Annotated in this window: 18 protein-coding genes; 8 read left to right on the plus strand and 10 right to left on the minus strand. The window is 69.2% G+C overall.

Annotation, left to right across the window (positions count from 1 at the left end; all coding sequences use genetic code 11):
- Positions 1-44 precede the first annotated feature (44 nt).
- Positions 45-761 carry an SDR family oxidoreductase gene (locus ACEZDG_RS27310; protein ID WP_380514182.1) on the minus strand — a complete coding sequence of 239 codons (717 nt, stop codon included), beginning with the start codon at positions 759-761 and terminating at the stop codon, positions 45-47.
- Positions 762-972: 211 nt separating this feature from the next.
- On the opposite strand from ACEZDG_RS27310, the gene ACEZDG_RS27315 reads away from it, so the two are divergent.
- Entirely contained in the window at positions 973-1,878 is a 906-nt protein-coding gene (locus tag ACEZDG_RS27315; protein ID WP_380514184.1) for a LysR family transcriptional regulator, read from the plus strand.
- Positions 1,879-2,011: 133 nt separating this feature from the next.
- On the opposite strand, the gene ACEZDG_RS27320 is transcribed toward ACEZDG_RS27315, so the two are convergent.
- Together ACEZDG_RS27320 and ACEZDG_RS27325 are read right to left on the minus strand one after the other, a co-directional pair.
- Positions 2,012-3,577, minus strand: a complete 1,566-nt coding sequence (locus ACEZDG_RS27320; RefSeq protein ID WP_380514186.1) for a cellulase family glycosylhydrolase — start codon at positions 3,575-3,577, stop codon at positions 2,012-2,014.
- Positions 3,578-3,958: 381 nt separating this feature from the next.
- A complete protein-coding gene (locus ACEZDG_RS27325; RefSeq protein ID WP_380514187.1) occupies positions 3,959-4,618 on the minus strand; it encodes a TetR/AcrR family transcriptional regulator in 660 nt (219 codons plus the stop codon).
- A 336-nt stretch (positions 4,619-4,954) separates the two neighbouring features.
- Between ACEZDG_RS27325 and ACEZDG_RS27330 the strand changes: the two genes are divergently transcribed.
- The 3 genes from ACEZDG_RS27330 (at position 4,955) to ACEZDG_RS27340 (ending at position 9,858) form a co-directional block, all read left to right on the plus strand.
- Positions 4,955-6,181 carry a glycoside hydrolase family 19 protein gene (locus ACEZDG_RS27330; RefSeq protein WP_380514189.1) on the plus strand — a complete coding sequence of 409 codons (1,227 nt, stop codon included), beginning with the start codon at positions 4,955-4,957 and terminating at the stop codon, positions 6,179-6,181.
- Between the two features lie 369 nt (positions 6,182-6,550).
- Positions 6,551-8,842: an exo-beta-d-1,3/1,6-glucosidase gene (locus tag ACEZDG_RS27335; protein ID WP_380514191.1), complete on the plus strand. Its 2,292-nt coding sequence runs from the start codon at positions 6,551-6,553 to the stop codon at positions 8,840-8,842.
- A 260-nt stretch (positions 8,843-9,102) separates the two neighbouring features.
- Positions 9,103-9,858 carry a hypothetical protein gene (locus tag ACEZDG_RS27340; protein ID WP_380514193.1) on the plus strand — a complete coding sequence of 252 codons (756 nt, stop codon included), beginning with the start codon at positions 9,103-9,105 and terminating at the stop codon, positions 9,856-9,858.
- Between the two features lies 1 nt (position 9,859).
- Here the strand turns inward: ACEZDG_RS27340 and ACEZDG_RS27345 are convergent, their stop codons facing one another.
- A complete protein-coding gene (locus tag ACEZDG_RS27345) occupies positions 9,860-10,912 on the minus strand; it encodes an NAD(P)-dependent oxidoreductase (protein WP_380514195.1) in 1,053 nt (350 codons plus the stop codon).
- Here ACEZDG_RS27345 and ACEZDG_RS27350 point away from each other — a divergent pair.
- Positions 10,865-12,067 (plus strand): amino acid--tRNA ligase-related protein, encoded by a 1,203-nt coding sequence (locus ACEZDG_RS27350; protein WP_380514197.1) that lies wholly within the window; start codon positions 10,865-10,867, stop codon positions 12,065-12,067. The two genes, ACEZDG_RS27345 and ACEZDG_RS27350, sit on opposite strands and share 48 nt — an antisense overlap.
- A gap of 54 nt (positions 12,068-12,121) precedes the next feature.
- Here ACEZDG_RS27350 and ACEZDG_RS27355 read toward each other — a convergent pair whose 3' ends face one another.
- The 4 genes from ACEZDG_RS27355 to ACEZDG_RS27370 form a co-directional block, all read right to left on the minus strand.
- Positions 12,122-12,733 carry a cysteine hydrolase family protein gene (locus ACEZDG_RS27355; protein WP_380514199.1) on the minus strand — a complete coding sequence of 204 codons (612 nt, stop codon included), beginning with the start codon at positions 12,731-12,733 and terminating at the stop codon, positions 12,122-12,124.
- The gene (locus ACEZDG_RS27360) at positions 12,730-14,277 is read right to left on the minus strand and encodes an MFS transporter (RefSeq protein ID WP_380514201.1); all 1,548 of its coding nucleotides are present in this window, start codon (positions 14,275-14,277) and stop codon (positions 12,730-12,732) included. The genes ACEZDG_RS27355 and ACEZDG_RS27360 overlap by 4 nt, the downstream gene beginning before the upstream one ends.
- Entirely contained in the window at positions 14,274-14,771 is a 498-nt protein-coding gene (locus ACEZDG_RS27365) for a MarR family winged helix-turn-helix transcriptional regulator (protein ID WP_380514203.1), read from the minus strand. Before ACEZDG_RS27365 ends, ACEZDG_RS27360 begins: the two co-directional genes overlap by 4 nt.
- 62 nt (positions 14,772-14,833) lie before the next feature.
- Positions 14,834-15,466: a TetR family transcriptional regulator gene (locus ACEZDG_RS27370; RefSeq protein WP_380514205.1), complete on the minus strand. Its 633-nt coding sequence runs from the start codon at positions 15,464-15,466 to the stop codon at positions 14,834-14,836.
- Between the two features lie 106 nt (positions 15,467-15,572).
- Here ACEZDG_RS27370 and ACEZDG_RS27375 point away from each other — a divergent pair, with 106 nt between their 5' ends.
- From ACEZDG_RS27375 to ligD, 3 genes are all read left to right on the plus strand, one after another.
- Complete coding sequence (locus ACEZDG_RS27375; RefSeq protein WP_380514207.1) at positions 15,573-16,529, plus strand: SDR family NAD(P)-dependent oxidoreductase; 957 nt, start codon at positions 15,573-15,575, stop codon at positions 16,527-16,529.
- Between the two features lie 20 nt (positions 16,530-16,549).
- Complete coding sequence (locus ACEZDG_RS27380; protein WP_380514209.1) at positions 16,550-17,779, plus strand: low temperature requirement protein A; 1,230 nt, start codon at positions 16,550-16,552, stop codon at positions 17,777-17,779.
- A 79-nt stretch (positions 17,780-17,858) separates the two neighbouring features.
- The gene (gene ligD, locus ACEZDG_RS27385) at positions 17,859-18,920 is read left to right on the plus strand and encodes a non-homologous end-joining DNA ligase (RefSeq protein WP_380514211.1); all 1,062 of its coding nucleotides are present in this window, start codon (positions 17,859-17,861) and stop codon (positions 18,918-18,920) included.
- Here the strand turns inward: ligD and ACEZDG_RS27390 are convergent.
- Positions 18,917-19,990: an ATP-dependent DNA ligase gene (locus ACEZDG_RS27390; RefSeq protein WP_380514213.1), complete on the minus strand. Its 1,074-nt coding sequence runs from the start codon at positions 19,988-19,990 to the stop codon at positions 18,917-18,919. The genes ligD and ACEZDG_RS27390 overlap by 4 nt on opposite strands.
- A 54-nt stretch (positions 19,991-20,044) precedes the next feature.
- Positions 20,045-20,635, minus strand: coding sequence for a helix-turn-helix domain-containing protein (locus ACEZDG_RS27395; RefSeq protein WP_380514215.1), 591 nt, complete (start codon positions 20,633-20,635; stop codon positions 20,045-20,047).
- Positions 20,636-20,665: the final 30 nt, after the last annotated feature.

The raw sequence follows: 20,665 nt of genomic DNA on the forward strand, positions 1-20,665 counted from the left end.
CGGCGCGGCCTGCGGGGACGGTGGTGATGGGGAGTTGTGAGTGCTTACCCGCCGATTCCCATCCCTCCGCCGACGGTGAGGTTGTCGCCGGTGATGTAGCCGGCGGCGTCCGAGGCCAGGAAGGCCACGGCCTGGGCGATGTCAGTGGGCAGGCCCACCCGGCCGAGGGGAATGCCCGCGCCCCAGGACTCCAGGGTCTCCCGGGAGATGCCCATGCGGCCATAGACCGGGGTGTCGATCGCGCCGGGGCTGACGGCGTTGACGCGGATCCGACGCGGCGCCAACTCCACGGCGGCTGCCCGCATCAGCGGCAGCAACGAGCCCTTGGCAGCCATCATGGCGGGAGCCGGGATCCCGGTGCCGGCACCAATGGTGATGATCACCGACGCGCCGTCGTTGAGCAGCGGAAGGGCCTTCTGCAGCGTGAAGAAGTTTCCCTTGACGTTGATGTCGAAGAGCGCGTCGAAGTCGGCCTCCTCCGTGGTCGCCAGCGGCTTCACCCGGGAGATCCCGGCGTTGAGGAACAGTACGTCGAGCGCACCGAATCGCTCCCCGGCCTGGTCCATGGCGTGGTCGATGTCGGTCAGCGACCGGGCGTCGGCGCGCACCACGGCGATCTCCGCCGGAAGGCTCTTCCGTGCCTCGGCGACGCTCTCGAGCCCGGTGACCATCACCCGGTAGCCGCGGTCGAGGAGCAGTTCGGCGGTCGCCCGGCCGATTCCGCTGGTTCCCCCGGTGATCAATGCTGCGGGTGCGGGCATGTGGATACTCCTTGCTTGCTGGCTGGCTTGCTTGCTTGCGCGCGCGGCAGAGGCACGCCGCCTCGGGGCCTTCGGCTCGTGCTCCACGCTAGGAAGCCAGGGCGGCCCGCGTCCAAGGCCCATGTCGTAAGGCGACATACACCTCAGGCATAGCTGCAGCTCACAGCCGTGTTTGTCCCTCAAGGCGGCTGCAGGGGGTTACGCTGCGAACGTGCCTGACACGTCACCTCACGTCGACCTCGACCTGCGGCTGCTGCGGTATTTCGTCGCTCTCGCCGAGTACCGGACCTTCGCCCGTGCCGCCGAGGCCCTCCACCTCACCCAGCCCTCACTGAGCCGGCAGATCCGCCGCCTCGAACAGCAGATGGGAGCCCGGCTTCTGGACCGCACTCCCCAGGGCAGCCGACTCACTGCGGCGGGTGAGGTCCTCCTGCCCCACGCCAAGACCCTCCTGCGCAGCGCCGAGCGGACTGCCGCCCTCACCCGGGCCGCGGCCGAACCCACCCACGTCACCGTCGGCTACACCACAAACGTCATCGTCACGCCCGCGGTCCGCGCGCTGCGCCGGCGGCATCCGGAGGCTGAGGTGAGCACCGCCCACCTGCCCTGGCAGGACGTGCGTCCCGCTCTGCTGGACCACCGCGTGGACGCCGTGGTCACCCGGCTGCCCCTGCAGACCGCAAAGCTGCACGTGACCATCCTCTACGACGAGCCGCGCGTGCTGCTGGTCCCCAACGACCACCGTCTGGCAGGCAGGGCATCGGTCACCCTCGACGATTTCGCCGACGAGCCCCTGATTCGCGCCAGCGACCCGACCAGGGACGCCTTCTGGCGCATCGACCCGCGGCCCGACGGCAGCCGGGCCCCTGACGGCCCCCTGGTCGAGGACCTTGAGGACAAGCTCGAACTCATCGCTTCAGGAAAGGCCCTGGCCATCGTGCCCGGTGTGGAAGGCCACGTTCGTCCCTACCTCACCACGGTTCCCCTGCGGGACGTGGAGCCCGGCCACGTCGTCCTGGCCGTACGCGCCGGCGAGCGCAGTCCGCTCGTCACGGCGTTCCACGCCCTCGCCCAGTCCCTCCTCACCGGCCCCCTCCCGCCGGTGGACACCGAGTGATCCCGAACGAACTCGGCAGGAAACCGCCGCCAGCGGTCGGTGCACGACCGTGGCGGCGGTTCGATCGTTCGGGTCAGCCAGCAGCCAGCAGCGAGCAAGGCAGCCGGTGGCGGTCAGTGTCAGCCGGTGCCGGTCAGCCGGCCGCAGCCTGGAGCGCGTTGACGATGTTCGGCCGCTGCCACTGCACCGTCGTGCGGTTCAACAGGCCGAACTGGTCGTCGCCGACGCCGGTGTAGCCGTTGTCCCACACCACGGTCTTCTGGCCGAACTGCTTGGCGTACGTGGTGATGTGGGTCTCGAACTTGGCGACCTCGGCCGAGTTGTCGCCGCCGTTGTACGGCTTGACGGTGGCGCCGAACTCCGTCCAGGTCACCGGGATGCCCCTGCTGGTGAACAGCCGGTTGGCGTTGTTCACATCACCGTCGGGCAGGTAGTTCATCGAGCCGTCCCAGGTGAGGTAGTTCGGGGCGGTGGTGGAGGCGAAGGCCCACGGGTTGTAGGTGTGCAGCGACACCGCGATGTTGGCGCCGGCGGGTACCGTCAGATTGTCCGCACCGGTCTGCGCGTTGGCGCCGTACGGCACCACGATCAGCCAGCGGGAGGAGTTGTTGCCGCCGGTCGCGCGGACGACGTTGACGAAGTCCTGGTTCAACGTGTTGATCGGCCCCCAGTTGTCCGAGGTGCCGCCTCCGTAGCGGTTGCCGCCGTTGGCGTCCTGCGGCTCGTTCATCGCCTCGAACAGCAGGTGGTTGCCCTCGCCGTTGAAGTAGTTGGCGATCTGCTTCCAGAGCGCGACGAACTCCGGCTCGGTCCTGCTCATGGCCCCGGTGCTCGGGATGAGCCAGCTGTCGCCACCGCCGTCGTGGTGGATATTGATGTCGACGAACATGTTGTCGCTGATGGCCCAGTCCACGACCTGCTTGAGGCGGGCGAAGTAGCTCGGGTCGACGGTGTAGTTCGGCGCCCCGCTGGTCATGTGCCCGGACCAAGTCACCGGAATGCGAATGTAGTTGAACTTGGTCGCGATGAGGTCGATCATCGGCTTGGTCGTCGCCGGGTTGCCCCAACAGGTCTCGCCGCAGGTCGCGTCGAAGGAGTTGCCCAGGTTCCAGCCTGCGTGGATCTGGGACCAGAAGCTGTTGCCACCTCCGGTGTCGCTACTGCCGTTCACCGTCCAGGACTGGTTGGCCGTGCCGGCGCAGTCCCAGATCTGGAGGTAGGAACTGTTCGCGCTGCCGTTCGCGTCGAGGCACCGGCCCGAGTTGGGATTGGTGAGGGCGCCGTTGGCACCGACCGTCCAGCGCTGCGCGGCGGTGCCGTTGCAGTCATAGAGCTGCACGCGGGTGCCGTTCGCCGTACCGGCGGCCGTCACGTCGACGCATCGGCCCGAGCCGGGGTTCAGGATGGAACCGTCCGCACGCACCTGCCACTGCTGCGCACCGGTGCCGTTGCAGTCGTAGATCTGGACCGGGGTGCCGTTCGCGGTGCCCGCCCCCTGCGAGTCGACGCAACGGCCGCTCTGCTGGCCCACGATGGTGCCGGGGGTGTTGGTGGCCGCCGACGCGGTGCCGCTGACCAGCGACGCCGTGGCGATGCTCAGAACGGTGGCCGCCGCCAGGGCAACTGCCGTACGCCATACGCGGCGTAGGTACCAGGGACGGCGTCGGTGACGGTCGGGATGCTGGTGGGGGGACTGCATCGTTGCGTGCCTCCTGGGTGGATGCGGGTGGATCCGAGTGGATCCGAGTGGATCCGAGTGGATCCGAGTGGATCCGAGTGGATCCGAGTGGATCCCGGTGGATGCGGTGGGGGTCAGGGAGCTGCGGCGTGCAAGGGAACTGCGGTGTGACCGGCAGCGGACAGCAGCCCGCCCCGGCAGGGGAGTTCAGGCTGAAGCGAAGGGCCGCCGGTGTCGGACGTCTGCCTAAATGAGTACCTAGTAGGCACTAGGTAAGACCCGGCTTCGGAACGTACTGCACGGCGGGCTTCCCGACAAGAGGGTTGATGCACAGAGGTCAAGCGGATCACGACAGTTGGTGGATCACGGTCGGACCACTGCCGGATGCCGCCGACCGGACGATCAGGCCGGCCCGCGGCGGCGCCCGTCGGCGAATCGGCCGAACAGCGTCTCGGCGGCCACGTCCCACTCCTCCACCAGATCGATGGTCTCCGGAGCACGCAGCCACTGCACCTGCAGGCCGTCCATCATCGCCACGATCTGCCGGGCGAACAGTTCCGGACGGTCGGTGAACTCCCCTGCGAGCGCGGCGAACGAGGAGACCACCCGCGCCTGACGCGCCGCGAAGTAGTCGTGCGCGGGGTGTCCGGGGTTCAACGACTCGACCTCCAGCACGGCGAACAGCCGCACGATCTCCGGCTGTTGCGCGTTGCGCCGCATCGTCATGGCGCACAGCTGCCGCAGGTCGACGCCCTCCGGGCCGCCGGCGGACCACTCGTCGGGCACCTCGTCCTCGCCGACGCCGAGATGCGCGCGCAGCGACTGCGCGTCCTCGACGTCGCGGTGCTCCAGTACGGCGACGAGCAGCCCGGCCTTGGAGCCGACGTAGTGCAGCAGGCCGGGGACGGTCAGTCCGCACTGGTCGGCGACGTCCTGCATGGACAGACCCCAGAAGCCGCGTTCGGCGATCAACTCGGAGGTCGCCTCCATGATCTGCCGCCGCCGCTGGGCCGCCGGCAGCCGGGACCGCTCCCGCCGGTACGGCGGCGCCGCCTCGTCCATGCTCACCGCACCCTTCCGCCGGAGGCCCGCGCATCCGGCATCCGGCCCAGGCTATCCGTCGCCCGCAGCTGTGCCGACCGGTACCGGGATCCGGGTCGCGGCAGCGGGCGACGAGGCGTAATAGGTCTAGACCTTGACGCGGACATGCGCCGTGACGTTCAATCATGTCCTGAAGAAAGTGCTGACGCCCCATCAACGCCGGGCACCCGCAGGTAATTGTGGGCACACCACTGACTCTTGCCCGTTCCCGGTCGGCAAACCGTCCTGCCCTGCCCCCACAGGCGAGGACGCCTGCCCGTCGCGCCTTCTCCCCCTCCACAGCAAGGGAGTACCCCCATGCGTGCCTTTCCCCTGCCCCGAAGCCGGCCCCAACACCGGTCCCGGCCGTCGCGCCGGCCGTTGCGCCGACTGTCCTCCGCGGTGGCGCTGACCGGCGCGGCCGTACTGGCCGCCAGCGGCCTCACCCTCGCCTTCGCTCCCGGCGCCTCCGCGGCGGTGACCTCGGGTGCCACCTACAGCGTCACCAACGTCAACAGCGGCAAGTGCGTGGACGCCAGGGCGGCGGCCACCGCCAACGCCACCGCCGTCCAGCAGTACGCCTGCAACGGCACCAACGCCCAGAAGTGGGTGTTCACGGCCACCAGCGGCGGCTACTTCCAGGTCGGCAGCGCCTCCGGCACCGCACAGGTCTGGGACGACTCCAACGTCTCCGGCGCCGACGGTTCGCTGATCCAGCTGTGGACCTACGGCGGCGGCAACAACCAGCAGTGGCTGCCCGTGCTGGAGTCCGGCAGCAACTACCACTTCGTCAACCGCTTCAGCGGCAAGTGCCTGGACGTCCCGGCAGCCTCCACGGCGGACAGCGTCCAGTTGCAGCAGTACACCTGCAACAACACGGCCGCCCAGTCCTTCAACCTCTCCACCGGCGGCGGGGGTACGACGCCCCCGCCCGGCGGATTCGTGGTCAGCGAGGCCCAGTTCAACCAGATGTTCCCGAACCGGAACTCCTTCTACACCTACAGCGGCCTGACCGCGGCGCTCAGCGCCTACCCGAGCTTCGCCACCACCGGCAGCGACACGGTCAAGAAGCAGGAGGCCGCGGCCTTCCTCGCGAACGTCGACCACGAGACCGGCGGACTTGTCTACGTCACCGAGATCGACCAGTCGGGGAACTACTGCGCGAGCGAGCCGTACGGCTGCCCGGCCGGCACCTACGCCTACTACGGGCGCGGCCCGCTGCAGATCAGCTGGAACTTCAACTACAAGGCAGCCGGGGACGCGCTCGGCATCGACCTGCTGGACAACCCGTACCTGGTGCAGAACGACGCCTCCGTGGCCTGGAAGACCGGCCTGTGGTTCTGGAACACCTCGACCGGTGCCGGGACCATGACCTCGCACAACGCCATGGTCAACAGCGCGGGCTTCGGCCAGACCATCCGCGCCATCAACGGCAGCCTGGAGTGCAACGGCAACAACACCGCCGAGATGCAGGACCGGATCAACGACTACCAGCAGTTCACCCAGATCCTGGGCGTCCCGGCCGGCAGCAACCTCAGCTGCTAGGGATTCGAGGGGATCGCTGGACGCGGGTTCCGGGGCTTACGCCGACGTCGTCGTAAGCCCCGGCCCCGCCGCTCGGCCGCCTGCGGCGGCACCGGTAGTGGCTACCGGTGCCGCCGCAGACGCATGTCCCGGTACCGGGGGGCGGGCCCTACCGACCCGAACCGGGACGAAGGGGCCCGCCGGAGGCTTCCACCCCATCGGTCACCGCACCGGTCCAGACCTACGCACTGCCGGGCTGCTGACAGTTCGGTATCAACCCAGTAGCATTCCAGAAGTGAGAGAGCGCTCTCTCGGCTCCGCTCCACAGCTGCCCCGTGCCGTATCCTGCCGCGCGGGGTGCGCAGCCCGTTTTTCTCTCAGACTGGATGAGTGACTGTGACCGACCTCCCCTACCTGGACCCGACCCTGTCCACCGAGGACCGCATCGACGACTTGCTGGCCCGGATGACGCTGCCGGAGAAGGTCGGACAGATGCTGCAGCTCAACGCGATGGAGGATGTGCGCCACCAGGTCGAGGACCTGTACGCGGGCTCGATCCTGCACGCCTCCCCGGAGCGGCTGACGCAGGCCATGGACCTCGCCGAGGGGACCCGGCTGAGGATTCCGCTGCTGGTCGGCGAGGACTGCATCCACGGCCACTCGTTCTTCTCCGGTGCCACCATCTACCCGAGCCAGCTGGGCATGGCCTCCTCCTGGGACCAGGCACTGGTCGAGCGCATCGCGCGGGCCAGCGCCGTCGAAATCTCCGCCACCGGTGTCCACTGGACCTTCTCGCCGGTCCTGTGCATCACCCGGGACCTGCGCTGGGGCCGGGTCGGCGAGACCTTCGGCGAAGACCCCTACCTCATCGGCGAACTGGCCTCCGCCATGGTCCGCGGCTACCAGGGCGACGGACTGGACGACCCCACGGCGATCCTCGCCTGCGCCAAGCACTTCGCCGGCTACTCGGAGACCCAGGGCGGCCGGGACGCCAGCGAGGCCGACCTCAGCCGCCGCAAGCTGCGCTCCTGGTTCCTGCCGCCGTTCGAGCGGGTCGCGCGCGAGGGCTGCCGCACCTTCATGATCGGCTACCAGTCCATCGACGGCGTCCCGATCACCGCCAACCGCTGGCTGCTGCGCGAGGTCCTGCGGGAGGAGTGGAACTACACCGGCACCCTGGTCACCGACTGGGACAACGTCGGCCGGATGGTCTGGGAGCAGAAGGTCTGCGCCGACTACGCCGAGGCCGCCGCCAGCGCCGTCCGCGCCGGCAACGACCTGGTCATGACGACCCCTCAGTTCTTCGAGGGCGCACAGGAGGCCATCGGCCGGGGGCTGCTCACCGAGCCGGAGATCGACGCCGCGGTCCGCCGCATCCTGACCCTCAAGTTCGACCTCGGGCTGTTCGAGAACCCCCGCCGCCCCGATCCGGTGCGCCAGGCCGCGGTCGTGGGCCATGCCGACCACGCGGCACTGAACCTGGAGAGCGCCCGGCGCAGCCTGGTACTGCTCAGCAACGACGGCACGCTGCCCCTCCTCTCCGAGGCCGCCACCGACGCCGACGGCCGCGCCGTACCGGCGGCCCCGGTCACGCCCCGGCGGATCGCGCTGGTCGGACCCAACGCGGACGACGCGGATGCCCAGCTCGGCGACTGGGCCGGCGCCTCCGGCCAGGCCGACTGGCTGGCCGACGGGCATCCCAGGCACCTCACCCAGACCCTCCTCGACGGACTGCGGGCGCTGGCGCCGCAGGAGTGGACGGTCGCCCATGCCCCGGGGGCCCGCATCGCCGAATTCGGGCCGAACCCGAACGGCCCCCTGCTTCCCGACGGACAGCCCGCCCCCCAGGTGGTCGTGCCCGCCGACCCCGACCCGGGGCTGCTGCGCGAGGCCGTCGCCGCCGCCGAGCAGTCCGACCTCGTGGTCGCCGTCGTCGGCGACACCATCGGCCTGATCGGCGAATCACGCTCCACCGCCACCCTGGAGCTGGTGGGCGGACAGATCGCCCTCCTGGACGCCCTGGCCGCCACCGGCAAGCCGATGGTGGTCGTGGTGATCAGCTCGAAGCCCATGGTGCTGCCGGCGTCGGCGCTCGGTGCGTCGGCGCTGATCCAGGCGTTCAGCCCCGGCATGCGCGGCGGACAGGCCCTGGCGGAGCTGCTGCTCGGCCTGGTCGAGCCGAGCGGCCGGCTGCCCGTCACCGTTCCCCGGCACGTGGGCCAACAGCCGGTCTACTACAACCAGTTGCGCGGACAGCACGGCGACCGGTACGCCGATCTGACCCAGGAGCCGCAGTTCGCCTTCGGCCACGGCCTCAGCTACACCCAGGTCGCCTACTCCGACCTGCGGATCGCCGCCTCCGACCTCCGGCCCGAGGAGCTCGTCCGGGCAACCGTCACCCTGACCAACACCGGCTCCCGACCGGCCCGGGAGACGGTCCAGGTCTACATCCGGGACCTGGTGACCTCGACCACCTGGGCCGACAAGGAGCTCAAGGCGCACTACCAGATCGACCTCGCCCCGGGTCAGAGCACGGAACTCGCCCTCGAGTTCCCCGCCGCGGAGTGCAGCATCGTCGACGCGGACGGCCGCCGCACCGTCGAACCCGGAGACTTCGACCTCCTGGTCGGCCCCTCCTCCCGCAACGCCGACCTGCTCACCGCACGCTTCCACATGCGCTGAGGCCGCGAACGATTTGGCCGAGGGGCGCCGCGAACAAACGGCCGGGTCCGTCCCTGCCCCCGACATCGCGCGCGCCCCGATGACCTCGCGGAATCCCTACGCCGGCTGATCGGCAGTCGAAATCCCTGGACCGAGTTCCATCGTTCGCCGCACACCCGCTCGATTCGGTGCAAGAATCAGGCGGGGAGAGCCGCAGCGGCCTGTCGGTGCGCCCCTGTCGCTGCACAAATAATGCAGGGTTCAGACCACCAGGGAGCGGGATGAATGAGCGGCTGAAGAACAGTCCGGACGCCGAGAACGAAATTCATCGGATGAACTCGTTCGAGGACCTCGGCCTGTGCGTCATCACTCCCGTGGTCAGACTTGACGACCATGTTGCACAGGGAATAGTCGACTCCCTGGCAAAAGTCGTTCGCGACGGGCATAAAATGGGGTCGAATAATACCCCGGATGCGGATGGAATAGTTCGCGCTCAGCAGTTCGAGGAGGGTGACGTTCTCATGCTCACCCCACCGAATGACAGTTTCGCAGCCGACCGGTATTTGATGGACTTCTATGACGTAAGAACGAAGGATTTGTGCTCCAGAATGCACTTGCATACCGGTATGCGCTACGTGAGGATCATGACAGGCCGGGAAACGAGCGTACGAATATCCACGCTGAGCCGACCCAGGATAATGCCGCAGGCCAGTGGCGAGAAGATCACCCTCACTACCTTCGTTGATGAGGTCGAAGGTGAGGAAGGGACGCCGAGAACAAGGTTCAATGCCGTAGTGCCGCCCTGCTCCTGGGTCGACATGCAAATCCCGCGGGGAACAGCCCATCAGTTCAACGCGGTCGGCCAGAACGCGGTCATAGACACGGTTCACCCCGAAGAGTCGATTGAACTCTTCCGCGAGCGGGCCAAGCGGGTCAACATGATGGCGCAGACCATATTTCTTGAGACGGACCAGGAGTCCGGAGATTCCTGTGGCACGCCTTCGGGAATGTCACAGGAATCTGCAGTCGCCGAGTAGCTCAGTTGTCGATGAATGTGGTGAAGTTCGCGTCTCCCTCACCACGGGACAACGCAGTGTTGAGATCGTCGCGCAAGAGGTCGATGTATGAAGTCTGCACACCGGAGAATGACTTCAGGATATTGGATGCGTACTCGATGTCCTTTGCGGCGAGCTCAAGGCGGAAATGTGCCGTGTGATCATGCGCGGCAATTGCGGCACCAAAACGGTCCAGCATTGCAGATGTTGAACTCGCATGACGAAGGCTTTCGATCAATTCGTCTCTCGGAAGGTCGAGGGCCTCTGCCAGCTTGAGCCCCTCGCCTATGGCTGCGACATTCAGAATATGAATTACCTGGTTCACCAGCTTGGCGGAGAAGCCGGCTCCGACCCGACCCATCCAGAACTGCCTCTGAGAAAGGGCATCAATAGTCTGCCGGCCAGGCTCACTGGCAGAGGATCTTTCACTGCCGATCCACATGGTGAGGTTTCCATTCCTGCCGTGGGCGGCCGAGCCGGATACGGGGCAGTCCATGTAGCCGGCGCCACGCGCCTGCGCAGCGGATAGAAGGGACGACGCCTGCCGGGGATCACCCGTGGAGAAATCCAGCACCTCGACCCCGGCGCCCGGCGGGTAGTTGTCCATTGTCTGGACCACGTCCGCGGTCCGAGGAAGGCATAAGCCGTACAGATCGACAGCACCGCCGCTCCACCAATGTGCTCCGGCCTCGACAAGCGCGGCCGAGCTTTCTGTGCCGTGTCCGGACCGTGGAAGATGCACAGCGAATCCCGACTCCACCAACCTGGACACCATCGGCGAGCCGAATCTACCCGTGCCGAACCATAGAATGTGATACATGCCGACTTCCTCGTATCGAATCGGTGGACGAGCAGTTGAGTATACCGCTGCCACGGAACCGTCAATGAGAGCGGGCAAGAAATGAATGATTCGAGCCACGACCAGCCCCACACCGGGGAGGAGTTCCCGTCCAGGCAACTGACGGGGCGGATAGTTGCAGTTCGCCGAATGAAGCAGAGCACGTTCTTCGACGTCCGCGATGCATTGCAGGACCATCAATGCCTCGCAGGTACCGCAGAATATGACCGGTTTGGCGTGGGCGTCGGTGACATGGTCAGGCTGGCAGGCAGGAATGGAAAATCAAGGACCGGCGATACGGTTGTTGAAGTTTCCTCATTGGTGTGCGTGTCGAAGTCCCAAGGACAGGAGTCGCTGACCGAGGACTTCCGGGTCGGAGCACTCCGTAGGACGGGGCGCTCCGTGAGGCAGGAGCGGACCAGGGAGCTGCTCGTCGATTCGCAGCTGCGTTCGCGCCTCAAGGTGCGGATTCGCATCATGAGGTCTGTCCGCGAGTCGTTGCTTCAGTTCGGATTCGATGAGGTCGATATCCCGGCAATCGTCTCCTCACCATTCGCAGGAACTGCCAACCTGTTCAGGTTGGATTCCGCCGACCTAGGCTCGGTGAATCTCTACCTACGTGGTTCGCTCGAGAGCCACCTGAAACAGCTCATGGTTGCGGGATTTGAAAGCATCTACTGCATGGGGCCGTCGTTCCGCAATGAGTCGGCAGAGCTTCACGAATTCCTGATGACCGAGGGAATGACTTCGAGATTTACCCAGCGTGAGCTGATCGACATGGTGGAGAAAATTGTTCGAGACGCAGCGTTGAGTGTTCACGGTCTTCCGGCGGTACTGGGCGACCGTGCTGAAGCACTGGCCGCGCCGTGGCAGCACGAAACATTCTCCTCAGTGACGGGCGTTTCCCCCGACGACGAAGCCGCTGCCAAGCGCGGGTACGACGATCTACGCGGTCCGATTTCCGACGGATTCCAGTCGCCGGTCTTCGTCGACAAGTTCCCGAAGGGCTTGTCGCCATTGGCCCAGCAGGATGAGTCGACGCCCGGAGCCGCCCTGAGGGGATACATGTTCTTTTCCGGATTCAGGATCTGCGAGATCACCCAGGAACAGGTGGACGCAGAGGAGCAGCGTGCTGTATTCGAATCCCAGAGGATCGCAATCGGAAAGCACTCGAACGTGCAGGGTGACTTGTGGAGCTATGACCGCGAACTGATCGAAGCGCTGAAGCTCGGATGCCCGCCACTGGCGGGATTTGGCCTGCACATCAATCGTCTGGTCGCTGCAATCACTGGTGTAAGACATGTGAGCGACGTCGTACCGTTCCCGCTGGCTTCGGGTCCTATCGCCCGCTAGCAGCTGCCGCAGTCCATTCCGCCGCCGCTCGGTGGACGCCCCGCGGCCCCGATGTCAGCCCTGGGGGGACGTGAGGAGTTCGCGCAGGCCGATGGTGTCGATCAGGTGGGCGCGGGACGGGAACACCTCGTTGACCAGGACCTGGTGGACCTCCGGGCGGGGGTCGGCGACCCCGTCGGTCAGGACGTAGACGCGGTAGTCGCGGTCGGCGGTGTCGATGAGGGTGGACAGGACGACACCGCCGGTGCTGATGCCGGAGAGGATCAGGGTGTCGATCCCGCGGTCGCGCAGCTGCTGGTGCAGGTCGGTGGTGGAGACCGCGCCGATGCGGATCTTGCGGACGACGATGTCGCCGTCCTCGGGGGCGATCCGTCCGTCGATCTGGGTGGCCTCGTCCTCGTGGTGCATCCACTTCGCCGCGGCGACCGCGCTGAAGGTCTTGTTGGTCTCCGGGACGGCCGCCCAGTCGTCCTCGGTGAAGGCGACGCGGACGTAGCCGATGGTGCCGCCGGCGGCGCGGACGTCGGCGATCGCGCCCCTGACCCGCTCGACGAGCGCGTCGGGGTCGGGGACGACCGCGAGGATCCCGTTCTGGAAGTCCATGGCCAGCAGGGCGGTGCGCTTGGGGTCGATCGCGGGGAGGGTGGGGGTGGCGGGGGTGGTCATGCGTGGTTCTCCTTGCGGGTGGTTGCCTGTGCCGCGGTCGCGGCGGGGGCGTGGTCGGCAGGGGTGCCGGCACGGTTCGGGGTGCCGGTCCCCCGGTCTGCCTGGCGGGTCATCAGCCGGCGGTCGAGGACGGTCAGCAGGAGCACGGCGACGCCCGCCGCGACCAGGACCAGGCCGAGGGTGTGCAGGCCGTGGTCGCTCGCGCCGTGGCGGAAGACGATGCTGCCGATCACGGCGGAGGTGATGGTGCCGAGGTAGCCGAAGGTCCGGAACAGCCCGGAGGCGGTGCCGATCCGGTCGGGCGGCGCGGCGAGGTAGAGCGCGGTCTGGTTGCCGACCGTGGTGGTGGCCGAGGTGACGCCGAAGACCAGCGAGACCAGGACCAGGGCGATGGCCGGGCTGTGCGAGCCGAGCAGCATGATGCCGCCGGAGCCGAGCACCATGGTCAGCGCCGCGGCGACCAGTGGTCCGCGCACAAGGTTCCGGCTGGCGAGCGGGCGCGACAGCAGCGCGGACACGGCGCCCATCGGCAGCAGCAGGAGCCCCGCCGTCACGGTGGAGAACCCGTGGGCTGCCTCCATCCACTCCGTCATGCCGTACATCACGGTGTAGACGCCGAGCAGGGTGAGGGCCTGTCGCAGATAGGTGCGGGCGAGGGCGCCGTTGGCGGCGAGTTCGCGGAAGTCGAAGAACGGCGCGGGTCTGCGCAACTCCCATACCACCGTGGGTATCGCGACCACGACGAAGACCGCCAGCGCGGTCCAGCCGATCCGCGGAAGGCCCATCAGCAGGACGACCAGCGCGGTCATCGACACGGCGAAGCCGAGGATGCCGGTCAGGTCGATCCGGTCGGCGATCCTGCGGAAGGTGCTGTCGGCGCGGTCGAGTGCGGGGTCCTGGGGCAGCCAGCGCAGGGCCATCAGCAGCGCGATCGCGGTGACCGGGAGGTTGATGAAGAAGGCCCAGCGCCAGCCCGCGGCACCGACCAGGAGTCCGCCGATCGGCGGGCCGATGGCGGCGGTGGCCATGCCCGCGATGGCGAGCCCGCCGAGCACGCCACCGGGCGGCGTCTCCAGGCCGGCCTGCTCGGCGCGACGGCGGATCATCACCATCGCGCAGGGGAACCCGGCCGAGGTACCGATCCCGATCAGGACCCGGGCGACGGTCAGCGTCGCCAGGTTCTGGCCGAGTCCGCCGACCAGGCCGCCGAGCAGCACCAGCACGATGCCGGACAGGAAGATCCGGCGCGGGCCCAGCACCTCGGCCAGCTTGCCCGCAGTGGGCTGGGCCACGGCACTGGCCAGGTACAGCGAGGAGACCAGGACGGCGGTGGCGCCCACCGGGACGTGCAGGTGCGCGGCGATGGGCACCAGGGCGGTCGCGATGATGGAACTGTTGATCGGGTTGAGGGCGGAGCCCACGTAGAGCGGGCTGGTGAAGGACCGCCCGAAGGACGTGCGCTGCGCATCGCGTGCCGGATCGCGTGCCGGATCGCGTGCCGGATCGCGCGCCGGAGCGCCGTCCTGGCCGACGACGGCGCTCATCTGCCTCCACCGCCCAGGCCGTTCAGCCCGTCCAGGTCGGCTTCGGCGAGCCGCTCCAGGAGATCGACGGCCTTCTCCAGGTCTTCGCGTTCCTCCGGGGCGACCACCTGGTCGATGGCACGCGCCAGGAACGAGCCGCGGCCGGCCAGGATCCGGTCGATCAGCTCGGTCGCCGAGGCGTCGGCGCTGACCAGCTTCTTGCGGCCGTCCAGCGGGTCGGGCTCGCTGTGGACCAGTCCCGCGGCCTTGAGCACGGTCAGGATCTGGGTGATGGCCTGCGCGCTGACGTGCTCCAGCGCGGCGAGCCGGGCCGCGGTGACGGGACCCTCCCGTATGACGCTGGCCAGGACGCCGAGTTGGGTGGCGGTCAGGCCGGTCGCGTTCTGCCCGGACTCCGCGCGCAGGCGTGCGCGCAGCCGTTTCATCGCGTCCTGGAGACGCTGTGCGGTCGCGGCAGGCACGGTGGGCTGCTGCGGCCGGGGCTCGGTGTTCATGCCTCCACCCTAGAACTCATCAAGTAACTTTGCAAAGTTACTTGATGAGTTTGGCGGGCCCGCTACGCGCCGGCGGTCTTCGGCTCGGTCATCCGACGCGCGGTCTCCACCACCGCCGAGCGGTGCAGCGCCTGCCGCTGCGGCGACCAGAACCGGCCATCCTCGCCCACCCCAGCACCCTCGGCACCCCCGTCCGCCCCGGTGCCCCCGGTGCCCTCGGCGCCCTCGGTGGCCCAGAACCAGGCCTGGGCCGCGGCGAGCACCATGGTCAGCAGATCGAAGGGCTCCAGCTCACGGGCGACCGCGCCACGCCGCTGCGCATCGGCCACCTCCGCGGCCTTGCGCCGGAAGCCGTCCGCCTCGATCCCGGTGGCGGAGGGGCGCTCCAGCAGCTTCCACAGGCGCAGGCGCATCAGGTCCGGCCGGGCGACGAGGTGGTCGAAGATCGCACCCGCGTATCCGGGCAGGTCCTCGACGTCGAACGGCACCGACTCGGCGCCCTCCGTCAGCGCCCGTTGCAGCACCTCGTCGAACAGCTGCTCCTTGTTGCCGAAGTAGGCGTAGATCAGCTGCTTGTTCGCCCCCGCGGCCTTCGCGATCCGGTCCACTCGGGCTCCGGCGATGCCGTAGGCGGCGAATTCGGCGAAGGCGGCGTCAAGCAGTCGACCTTTGGTGGCACTGGAGTCCCGTGGCATGCCTGCCATCCTAACAAGCCAACCATCCAGTTGTTTGACATCGATCACCCACCGGCCTACGGTGATGTATCTATCCAGTTGGTTGGACTACTCAGGAGGCCCCCTCATGTCCGTACCGCAGACGCCCCGCCCGTTCGGGGCACAGACGACCGCCGCCGAGGCAGTCGACGGCGTCGACCTGCACGGCCGCCGGGCCGTGGTGACCGGCGCGAGTTCCGGCATCGGGGTGGAGACGGCCCGGGCGCTCGCCGCCGCGGGCGCCGACGTCACCCTGGCCGTGCGGAACACCGATGCGGGCGCCCTCGTCGCGGCCCGCCTGGAGAAAGAACTTCCGCCTGGATCAGGCCAGTTGACGGTACGTCAACTTGACCTGGCGGACCGGTCCACGGTCGCGGCCTTCGTGGCCGACTGGCAGGGCCCGCTGCACATCCTGGTCGGCAATGCCGGGGTGATGGCCCCGCCGGAACTGGTCCGCACGCCGGACGGCCGGGAAACCCAGTTCGCCGTCAACCACCTGGGCCACTTCGCCCTCGCCGTCGGCCTCCGTCCGGCCCTCGCGGCGGCGGACGGCGCACGGATCGTCTCGGTGAGCTCCATCGGCCACCTCTTCTCGCCGGTCGTCTTCGACGACCTGGACTACCGCTTCCGCCCCTACGACCCGTGGACCTCCTACGGGCAGTCCAAGACCGCCAACGCCCTGTTCGCCGTCGGGGCCGCCGAACGATGGGCCGACGACGGCATCACCGCCAACGCGCTGATGCCCGGCAATATCGCGGACACCTCGCTGGCCCGGCACCTGGACCTGGAGCAGATCGCCGACTTCATCGCCTCGGGCGCACTCGCGCTGCCGCCGCAGAAGACGGTGGAACAGGGTGCGGCGACCTCGGTCCTGCTGGCCGCCTCGCCGACGGTGGCGGGCGTCACCGGCCGCTACTTCGAGGACTGCGCGCCGGCCGAGCCGGTCGCCGAACGGGCGGGCGCCGTCGCCGGCGTCGCGCCGTACGCCGTCGACCGGGAGAACGCGGCACGCCTGTGGGCCGTGTCCGAGGCCCTCGTCCGCTGACGTTTCACTAGCCTCCGGAGATGACCTCACGACAGGAGCGGTGGGCCCGGCTGCGCCGTCAGCTGTGGCAGCCACCGCGCGCCCATGGCGAGCAGCCGCGCGAGCGGGTGGTCGGCCCGCTCGAACTGTTCTACGACCTGGTCGTGGTGGTGCTGGTGGCCCAGGCGGCCCACCACTTCGCCGGGCAGCTCAGCTGGCGTGGCCTGGGCGAGTTCGCCGCGGTGTTCGCGCTGGTGTGGATCGCCTGGCTGAACGGGAGCCTCCACCACGAGCTGCACGGGCGCGAGGACGCCCGCGGCCGGAGCATGTTCCTGCTGCAGATCCTGGTGCTCGTGCCGCTGGGCGGCTTCATCCCCGAGGCGGGCGGCGCGCACGGGGCGGCGTTCGCCGTGGACGCCGGGGTGCTGTTCGCGGTGCTGGCCGTGCTGTGGCTGCTCGCCGCACGCGGTGACAGCCCCGAATTCCGGCGCTCCAGCAGGCTGTTCGTGACCGGGACGGCCGTCTGCGCGGTCATCCTGGCCGCAAGCGCCGCCCTGCCCGCAGGACTCCGGGTGCTGGCCTGGGGCCTTCTGGCCGTCGCCTACCTGCTGGGGTTCGCGGTCATGATCGGTACGGCCACACCGATGCAGGCCGTCGCGCTCAGCGTCACCGACGCGCTCACCGAACGCTTCGGGCTGTTCATCATCATCGTGCTCGGCGAGACCGTGACCGGGGTGGTCGACGGGCTGTCCCACGAGCCGACCAGCGCGCTCACCCTCGCCGTCGGACTCGTCGCCGTGATCGTCGGCTTCGGTGCCTGGTGGACCTACTTCGACTTCGCCGGGCACCGGCAGCCGCGGCCCACCCGCGCGAGCACCGCGCAGTGGATGCTGGTTCACCTGCCGCTCACCGCCGCGGTGGCGGTCATGGGCGCCGCGATGGTCGACCTGGTCGAGCACGCCCACGACAGCCGGACCCCCGCCGCCACCGCCTGGGCGCTCGGCGGCGGCGCGGCCGTGGTGCTCTGCGCGACGACGCTGCTCGCGGCCTCCCTGCGCGTCCGGCGCCTGGACCCCGGGCTCTACCGGCCGCTGGCCCGGACCTGCGTCGCCGCGGGCGTGCTCTGCGCGGCGGTCGGCGCCGCGCACCCGGCTCCCCTCGTGCTCGGCCTCGCCCTCGTCCTCCTCTTCGCGATTCCCTGGGGGCTCGCCGTGACCCACCGGCTGTCCCAGCAGCCGGAACCCGCCGGCAAGGACGCGCTGTCCGAATGAGGCGCCCGCCGTCCGGTCCGGCGCCCGGCCCGGACGCCGTCCGCATGCGGCTGCCGGGGCGGGCGCTTAGCCTACGGTCATGAGCAGCAGCGAGGCGTTCGTGAAGGTCGCCGGGCGCCGGGTGCGCATCTCCTCGCCGGAGAAGGTCGTCTATCCGGCCGTCGGGGTCACCAAGCTGGAACTCGCCGAGTACTGCGTCGCCGTCGCCGAAGGGCTGATGCGTTCGCTCGCCGGACGGCCGATGGCGCTGCACCGCTTCCGGGACGGTGTGGACGGCGGCAGCTCGTTCTACACCAAGCACGCGCCCAAGGGCCTGCCCGACTGGGTGCAGACCGCCGAGGTGACCTTTCCGAGCGGGCGCACCGGCCACGAGGTGTGCGTGACCGAGCCGGCCACGGTGCTGTGGGCGGTGCAGATGAACGCCCTGGAGCTGCATCCCTGGCCGGTGCGCCGCGAGGACACCGACCACCCCGACGAGCTGCGGCTCGACCTCGACCCGCAGCCCGGCACCGGCTTCGCCGAGGCAGTCGAGGCCGCGACGGAGGCCCGCGCGCTGCTCACCGAGCTCGGCATGGTGCCGTGGGTGAAGACCTCCGGCGGGCGCGGCCTGCACGTCCTGGTGCGGATCGAACCGCGCTGGTCGTTCATCGACACCCGGCGCGCGGTCATCGCCCTCGCGCGCGAACTCGAACGCCGCCGCCCCGAGCTGTTCACCACCTCCTGGTGGAAGGAGGAGCGCGGCGAGCGGATCTTCGCCGACTTCAACCAGATGGCCCGCGACCGGATGCTCGCCGCCGCCTACTCCACTCGCGCCACGGCGGACGCCACGGTCTCGATGCCGGTGCGCTGGCCGGACCTCCCCGACGTCGTCCCGGAGGACTTCACCGTGCGCACGGTCCCCGCGCTGTTCGCGGAGCGCGGGGACGCGCACGAGGGCATCGACGAGGCCCCCGCCACGCTGGACGCCCTGCTGGAGCTGGCCGACCGCGACGTGCGGGACCGCGGGCTCGGCGACCTGCCCTATCCGCCGGAGTTCCCGAAGATGCCCGGCGAGCCCAAGCGGGTCCAGCCGTCCAAGGCCCGCCACGACGCGCCCGCCGCCGACGCGCCGGATGGGCCCGAGGCGCCCGACGCGGGCTAGTCGGCCGGGCCGGCGGCTGGGCCGAGTACGTCGGCGAGGTCGTAGGCGGCCGGGACGTCCAGCTGGCCGTAGCCGCAGGACTCGGGCTGACGGTCCGGCCGCCAGCGCAGGAACCGCGCGCTGTGCCGGAACCGGTCCGCCTGCAGCTGGTCGTAGCGCACCTCGCAGACCCGCTCCGGGCGCAGCGCCACGAAGGACCGGTCCTTGCCCGCGTTCCACCGGTTGAGCGCGCCCGGGCGGCGGTGTCCGCCGTCGTCCTCGCCGGTCCAGGGATGGTCCTCCCCCTCGCCCAGCACCAGCGGCGCGAGTTCGTCGACCAGTTCGGCGCGGCGGGCCATGGTGAACGCGCTGGCGCCGCCGACGTAGTTGAGGACTCCCGGCTCGTCCTCGAGGTACAGGCCCAGCATCAGCGAGCCGACCACCGGGCCGCTCTTGTGCAGCCGGTAGCCGGCCACCACGACATCGGCGGTGCGCTCGTGCTTGACCTTCACCATGGCGCGCTCACCGGGTCGGTACACGCCGTCCAGCGGCTTGGCGACCACGCCGTCGAGCCCGGCCCCCTCGAAGGTCTCGAACCAGGTCCTGGCGAGGTCGGCGTCCTGGGTGGCGCGGGACACCCGCACCCGCGGGTGCGGCGCGAACAGCCGGGTCAGCACCTCGCGCCGCTCGGCCAGCGGACGGCCCATCAGATCCTGGTCGGCGAGCGCGAGCAGGTCGAAGGCCACGAATGTCGCCGGTGTCTGCTCGGCCAGCAGCCGGATCCGCGACTCGGCCGGATGGATGCGGTCGCTGAGCCGGTCGAAGTCGAGCCGGCTGCCCTGCACCACCACGATCTCCCCGTCCAGCACGCACCGCGGCGGCAGCGCCTCGGCCAGCGAGGCGACCAGTTCCGGGAAGTAGCGGGTGAGCGACTTGCCGCCGCGGCTGCCCAGCTCGATGTCGGCACCGTCGCGGAACACCAGGCAGCGGAAGCCGTCCCACTTGGGTTCGTACAGGAATCCGCCGGTCGGCACGGCCGCCGCGGCCTTGGCCAGCATCGGCTCGATCGGTGGCAGCACCGGCAGCACCATCGCACATCCTCGCTCGTCGTCCCCGACGACCAGCACAGCACGGGTGGCGGCGCGTCAGCATCCGCTGGAGTCCGAACCGGTGACGACGTCGTTGCGCTGGTGGCTGCGGCGGGCGTCGCGGTCGAAGATGCCCAGGATCTCGCACGGGCCGCCCTCGGCGCCGATGGCGTGCGGGAGCATGGTCGGGAACTCGGCGGCCTGGTTGGTCTCCACCCGGAAGCGCCGGTTGCCCAGCAGCAGGACGGCGGTGCCGGAGAGGACCACCAGCCACTCCCGCCCGGGGTGGGCGCGCATGCTCGAGGGCTTGTCGGGCGGGCTGGTCATCCGCTGCCGCAGCACGCTCATCCCCGGGTCCGCGCGGATGGACCACCGCATCAGCCCGTGGGCCGCGTCGATGGTCGGGCTGGAGATCACGTCGTCGGTGGCGGTCTCCACCAACTGGTCCAGTGTGGTGTCCAACGCGCGGGCGAGGGTGACCAGTTGGTCCAGCGCGAGCCTGCGCTGACCGTTCTCGATCCGGCTGAGGGTGGACGGGCTGAGCCGGGCCCTGGTGGCCAGCTCGTCGAGGGACCAGCCCTGTGCCACCCGCAGCGCGCGGACCCGCTTGCGTACGAGGCTGTCCAGCTCACCATTGTCTTGCGTCATAGGCAACATTGTATGCCTGACGCGCAAGGT

It is taken from the genome of Streptacidiphilus alkalitolerans (assembly GCF_042511045.1).
In the GTDB taxonomy this organism is placed as follows: Bacteria; Actinomycetota; Actinomycetes; order Streptomycetales; family Streptomycetaceae; genus Streptacidiphilus; species Streptacidiphilus alkalitolerans.

Excerpts from the sequence above, each read along its gene's own strand:
- ACEZDG_RS27345 (WP_380514195.1), bottom strand. The coding sequence starts at position 10,912 with ATGGTCCTGCAATGCATCGCGGACGTCGAAGAACGTGCTCTGCTTCAT.
- ACEZDG_RS27355 (WP_380514199.1), bottom strand. The coding sequence starts at position 12,733 with ATGACCACCCCCGCCACCCCCACCCTCCCCGCGATCGACCCCAAGCGC.
- ACEZDG_RS27375 (WP_380514207.1), top strand. The coding sequence starts at position 15,573 with ATGTCCGTACCGCAGACGCCCCGCCCGTTCGGGGCACAGACGACCGCC.
- ACEZDG_RS27370 (WP_380514205.1), bottom strand. The coding sequence starts at position 15,466 with ATGCCACGGGACTCCAGTGCCACCAAAGGTCGACTGCTTGACGCCGCC.
- ACEZDG_RS27340 (WP_380514193.1), top strand. The coding sequence starts at position 9,103 with ATGAATGAGCGGCTGAAGAACAGTCCGGACGCCGAGAACGAAATTCAT.
- ACEZDG_RS27325 (WP_380514187.1), bottom strand. The coding sequence starts at position 4,618 with ATGGACGAGGCGGCGCCGCCGTACCGGCGGGAGCGGTCCCGGCTGCCG.
- ACEZDG_RS27320 (WP_380514186.1), bottom strand. The coding sequence starts at position 3,577 with ATGCAGTCCCCCCACCAGCATCCCGACCGTCACCGACGCCGTCCCTGG.
- ACEZDG_RS27365 (WP_380514203.1), bottom strand. The coding sequence starts at position 14,771 with ATGAACACCGAGCCCCGGCCGCAGCAGCCCACCGTGCCTGCCGCGACC.
- ACEZDG_RS27395 (WP_380514215.1), bottom strand. The coding sequence starts at position 20,635 with ATGACGCAAGACAATGGTGAGCTGGACAGCCTCGTACGCAAGCGGGTC.
- ACEZDG_RS27350 (WP_380514197.1), top strand. The coding sequence starts at position 10,865 with ATGAAGCAGAGCACGTTCTTCGACGTCCGCGATGCATTGCAGGACCAT.
- ligD (WP_380514211.1), top strand. The coding sequence starts at position 17,859 with ATGAGCAGCAGCGAGGCGTTCGTGAAGGTCGCCGGGCGCCGGGTGCGC.
- ACEZDG_RS27330 (WP_380514189.1), top strand. The coding sequence starts at position 4,955 with ATGCGTGCCTTTCCCCTGCCCCGAAGCCGGCCCCAACACCGGTCCCGG.
- ACEZDG_RS27390 (WP_380514213.1), bottom strand. The coding sequence starts at position 19,990 with ATGGTGCTGCCGGTGCTGCCACCGATCGAGCCGATGCTGGCCAAGGCC.
- ACEZDG_RS27310 (WP_380514182.1), bottom strand. The coding sequence starts at position 761 with ATGCCCGCACCCGCAGCATTGATCACCGGGGGAACCAGCGGAATCGGC.
- ACEZDG_RS27380 (WP_380514209.1), top strand. The coding sequence starts at position 16,550 with ATGACCTCACGACAGGAGCGGTGGGCCCGGCTGCGCCGTCAGCTGTGG.
- ACEZDG_RS27360 (WP_380514201.1), bottom strand. The coding sequence starts at position 14,277 with ATGAGCGCCGTCGTCGGCCAGGACGGCGCTCCGGCGCGCGATCCGGCA.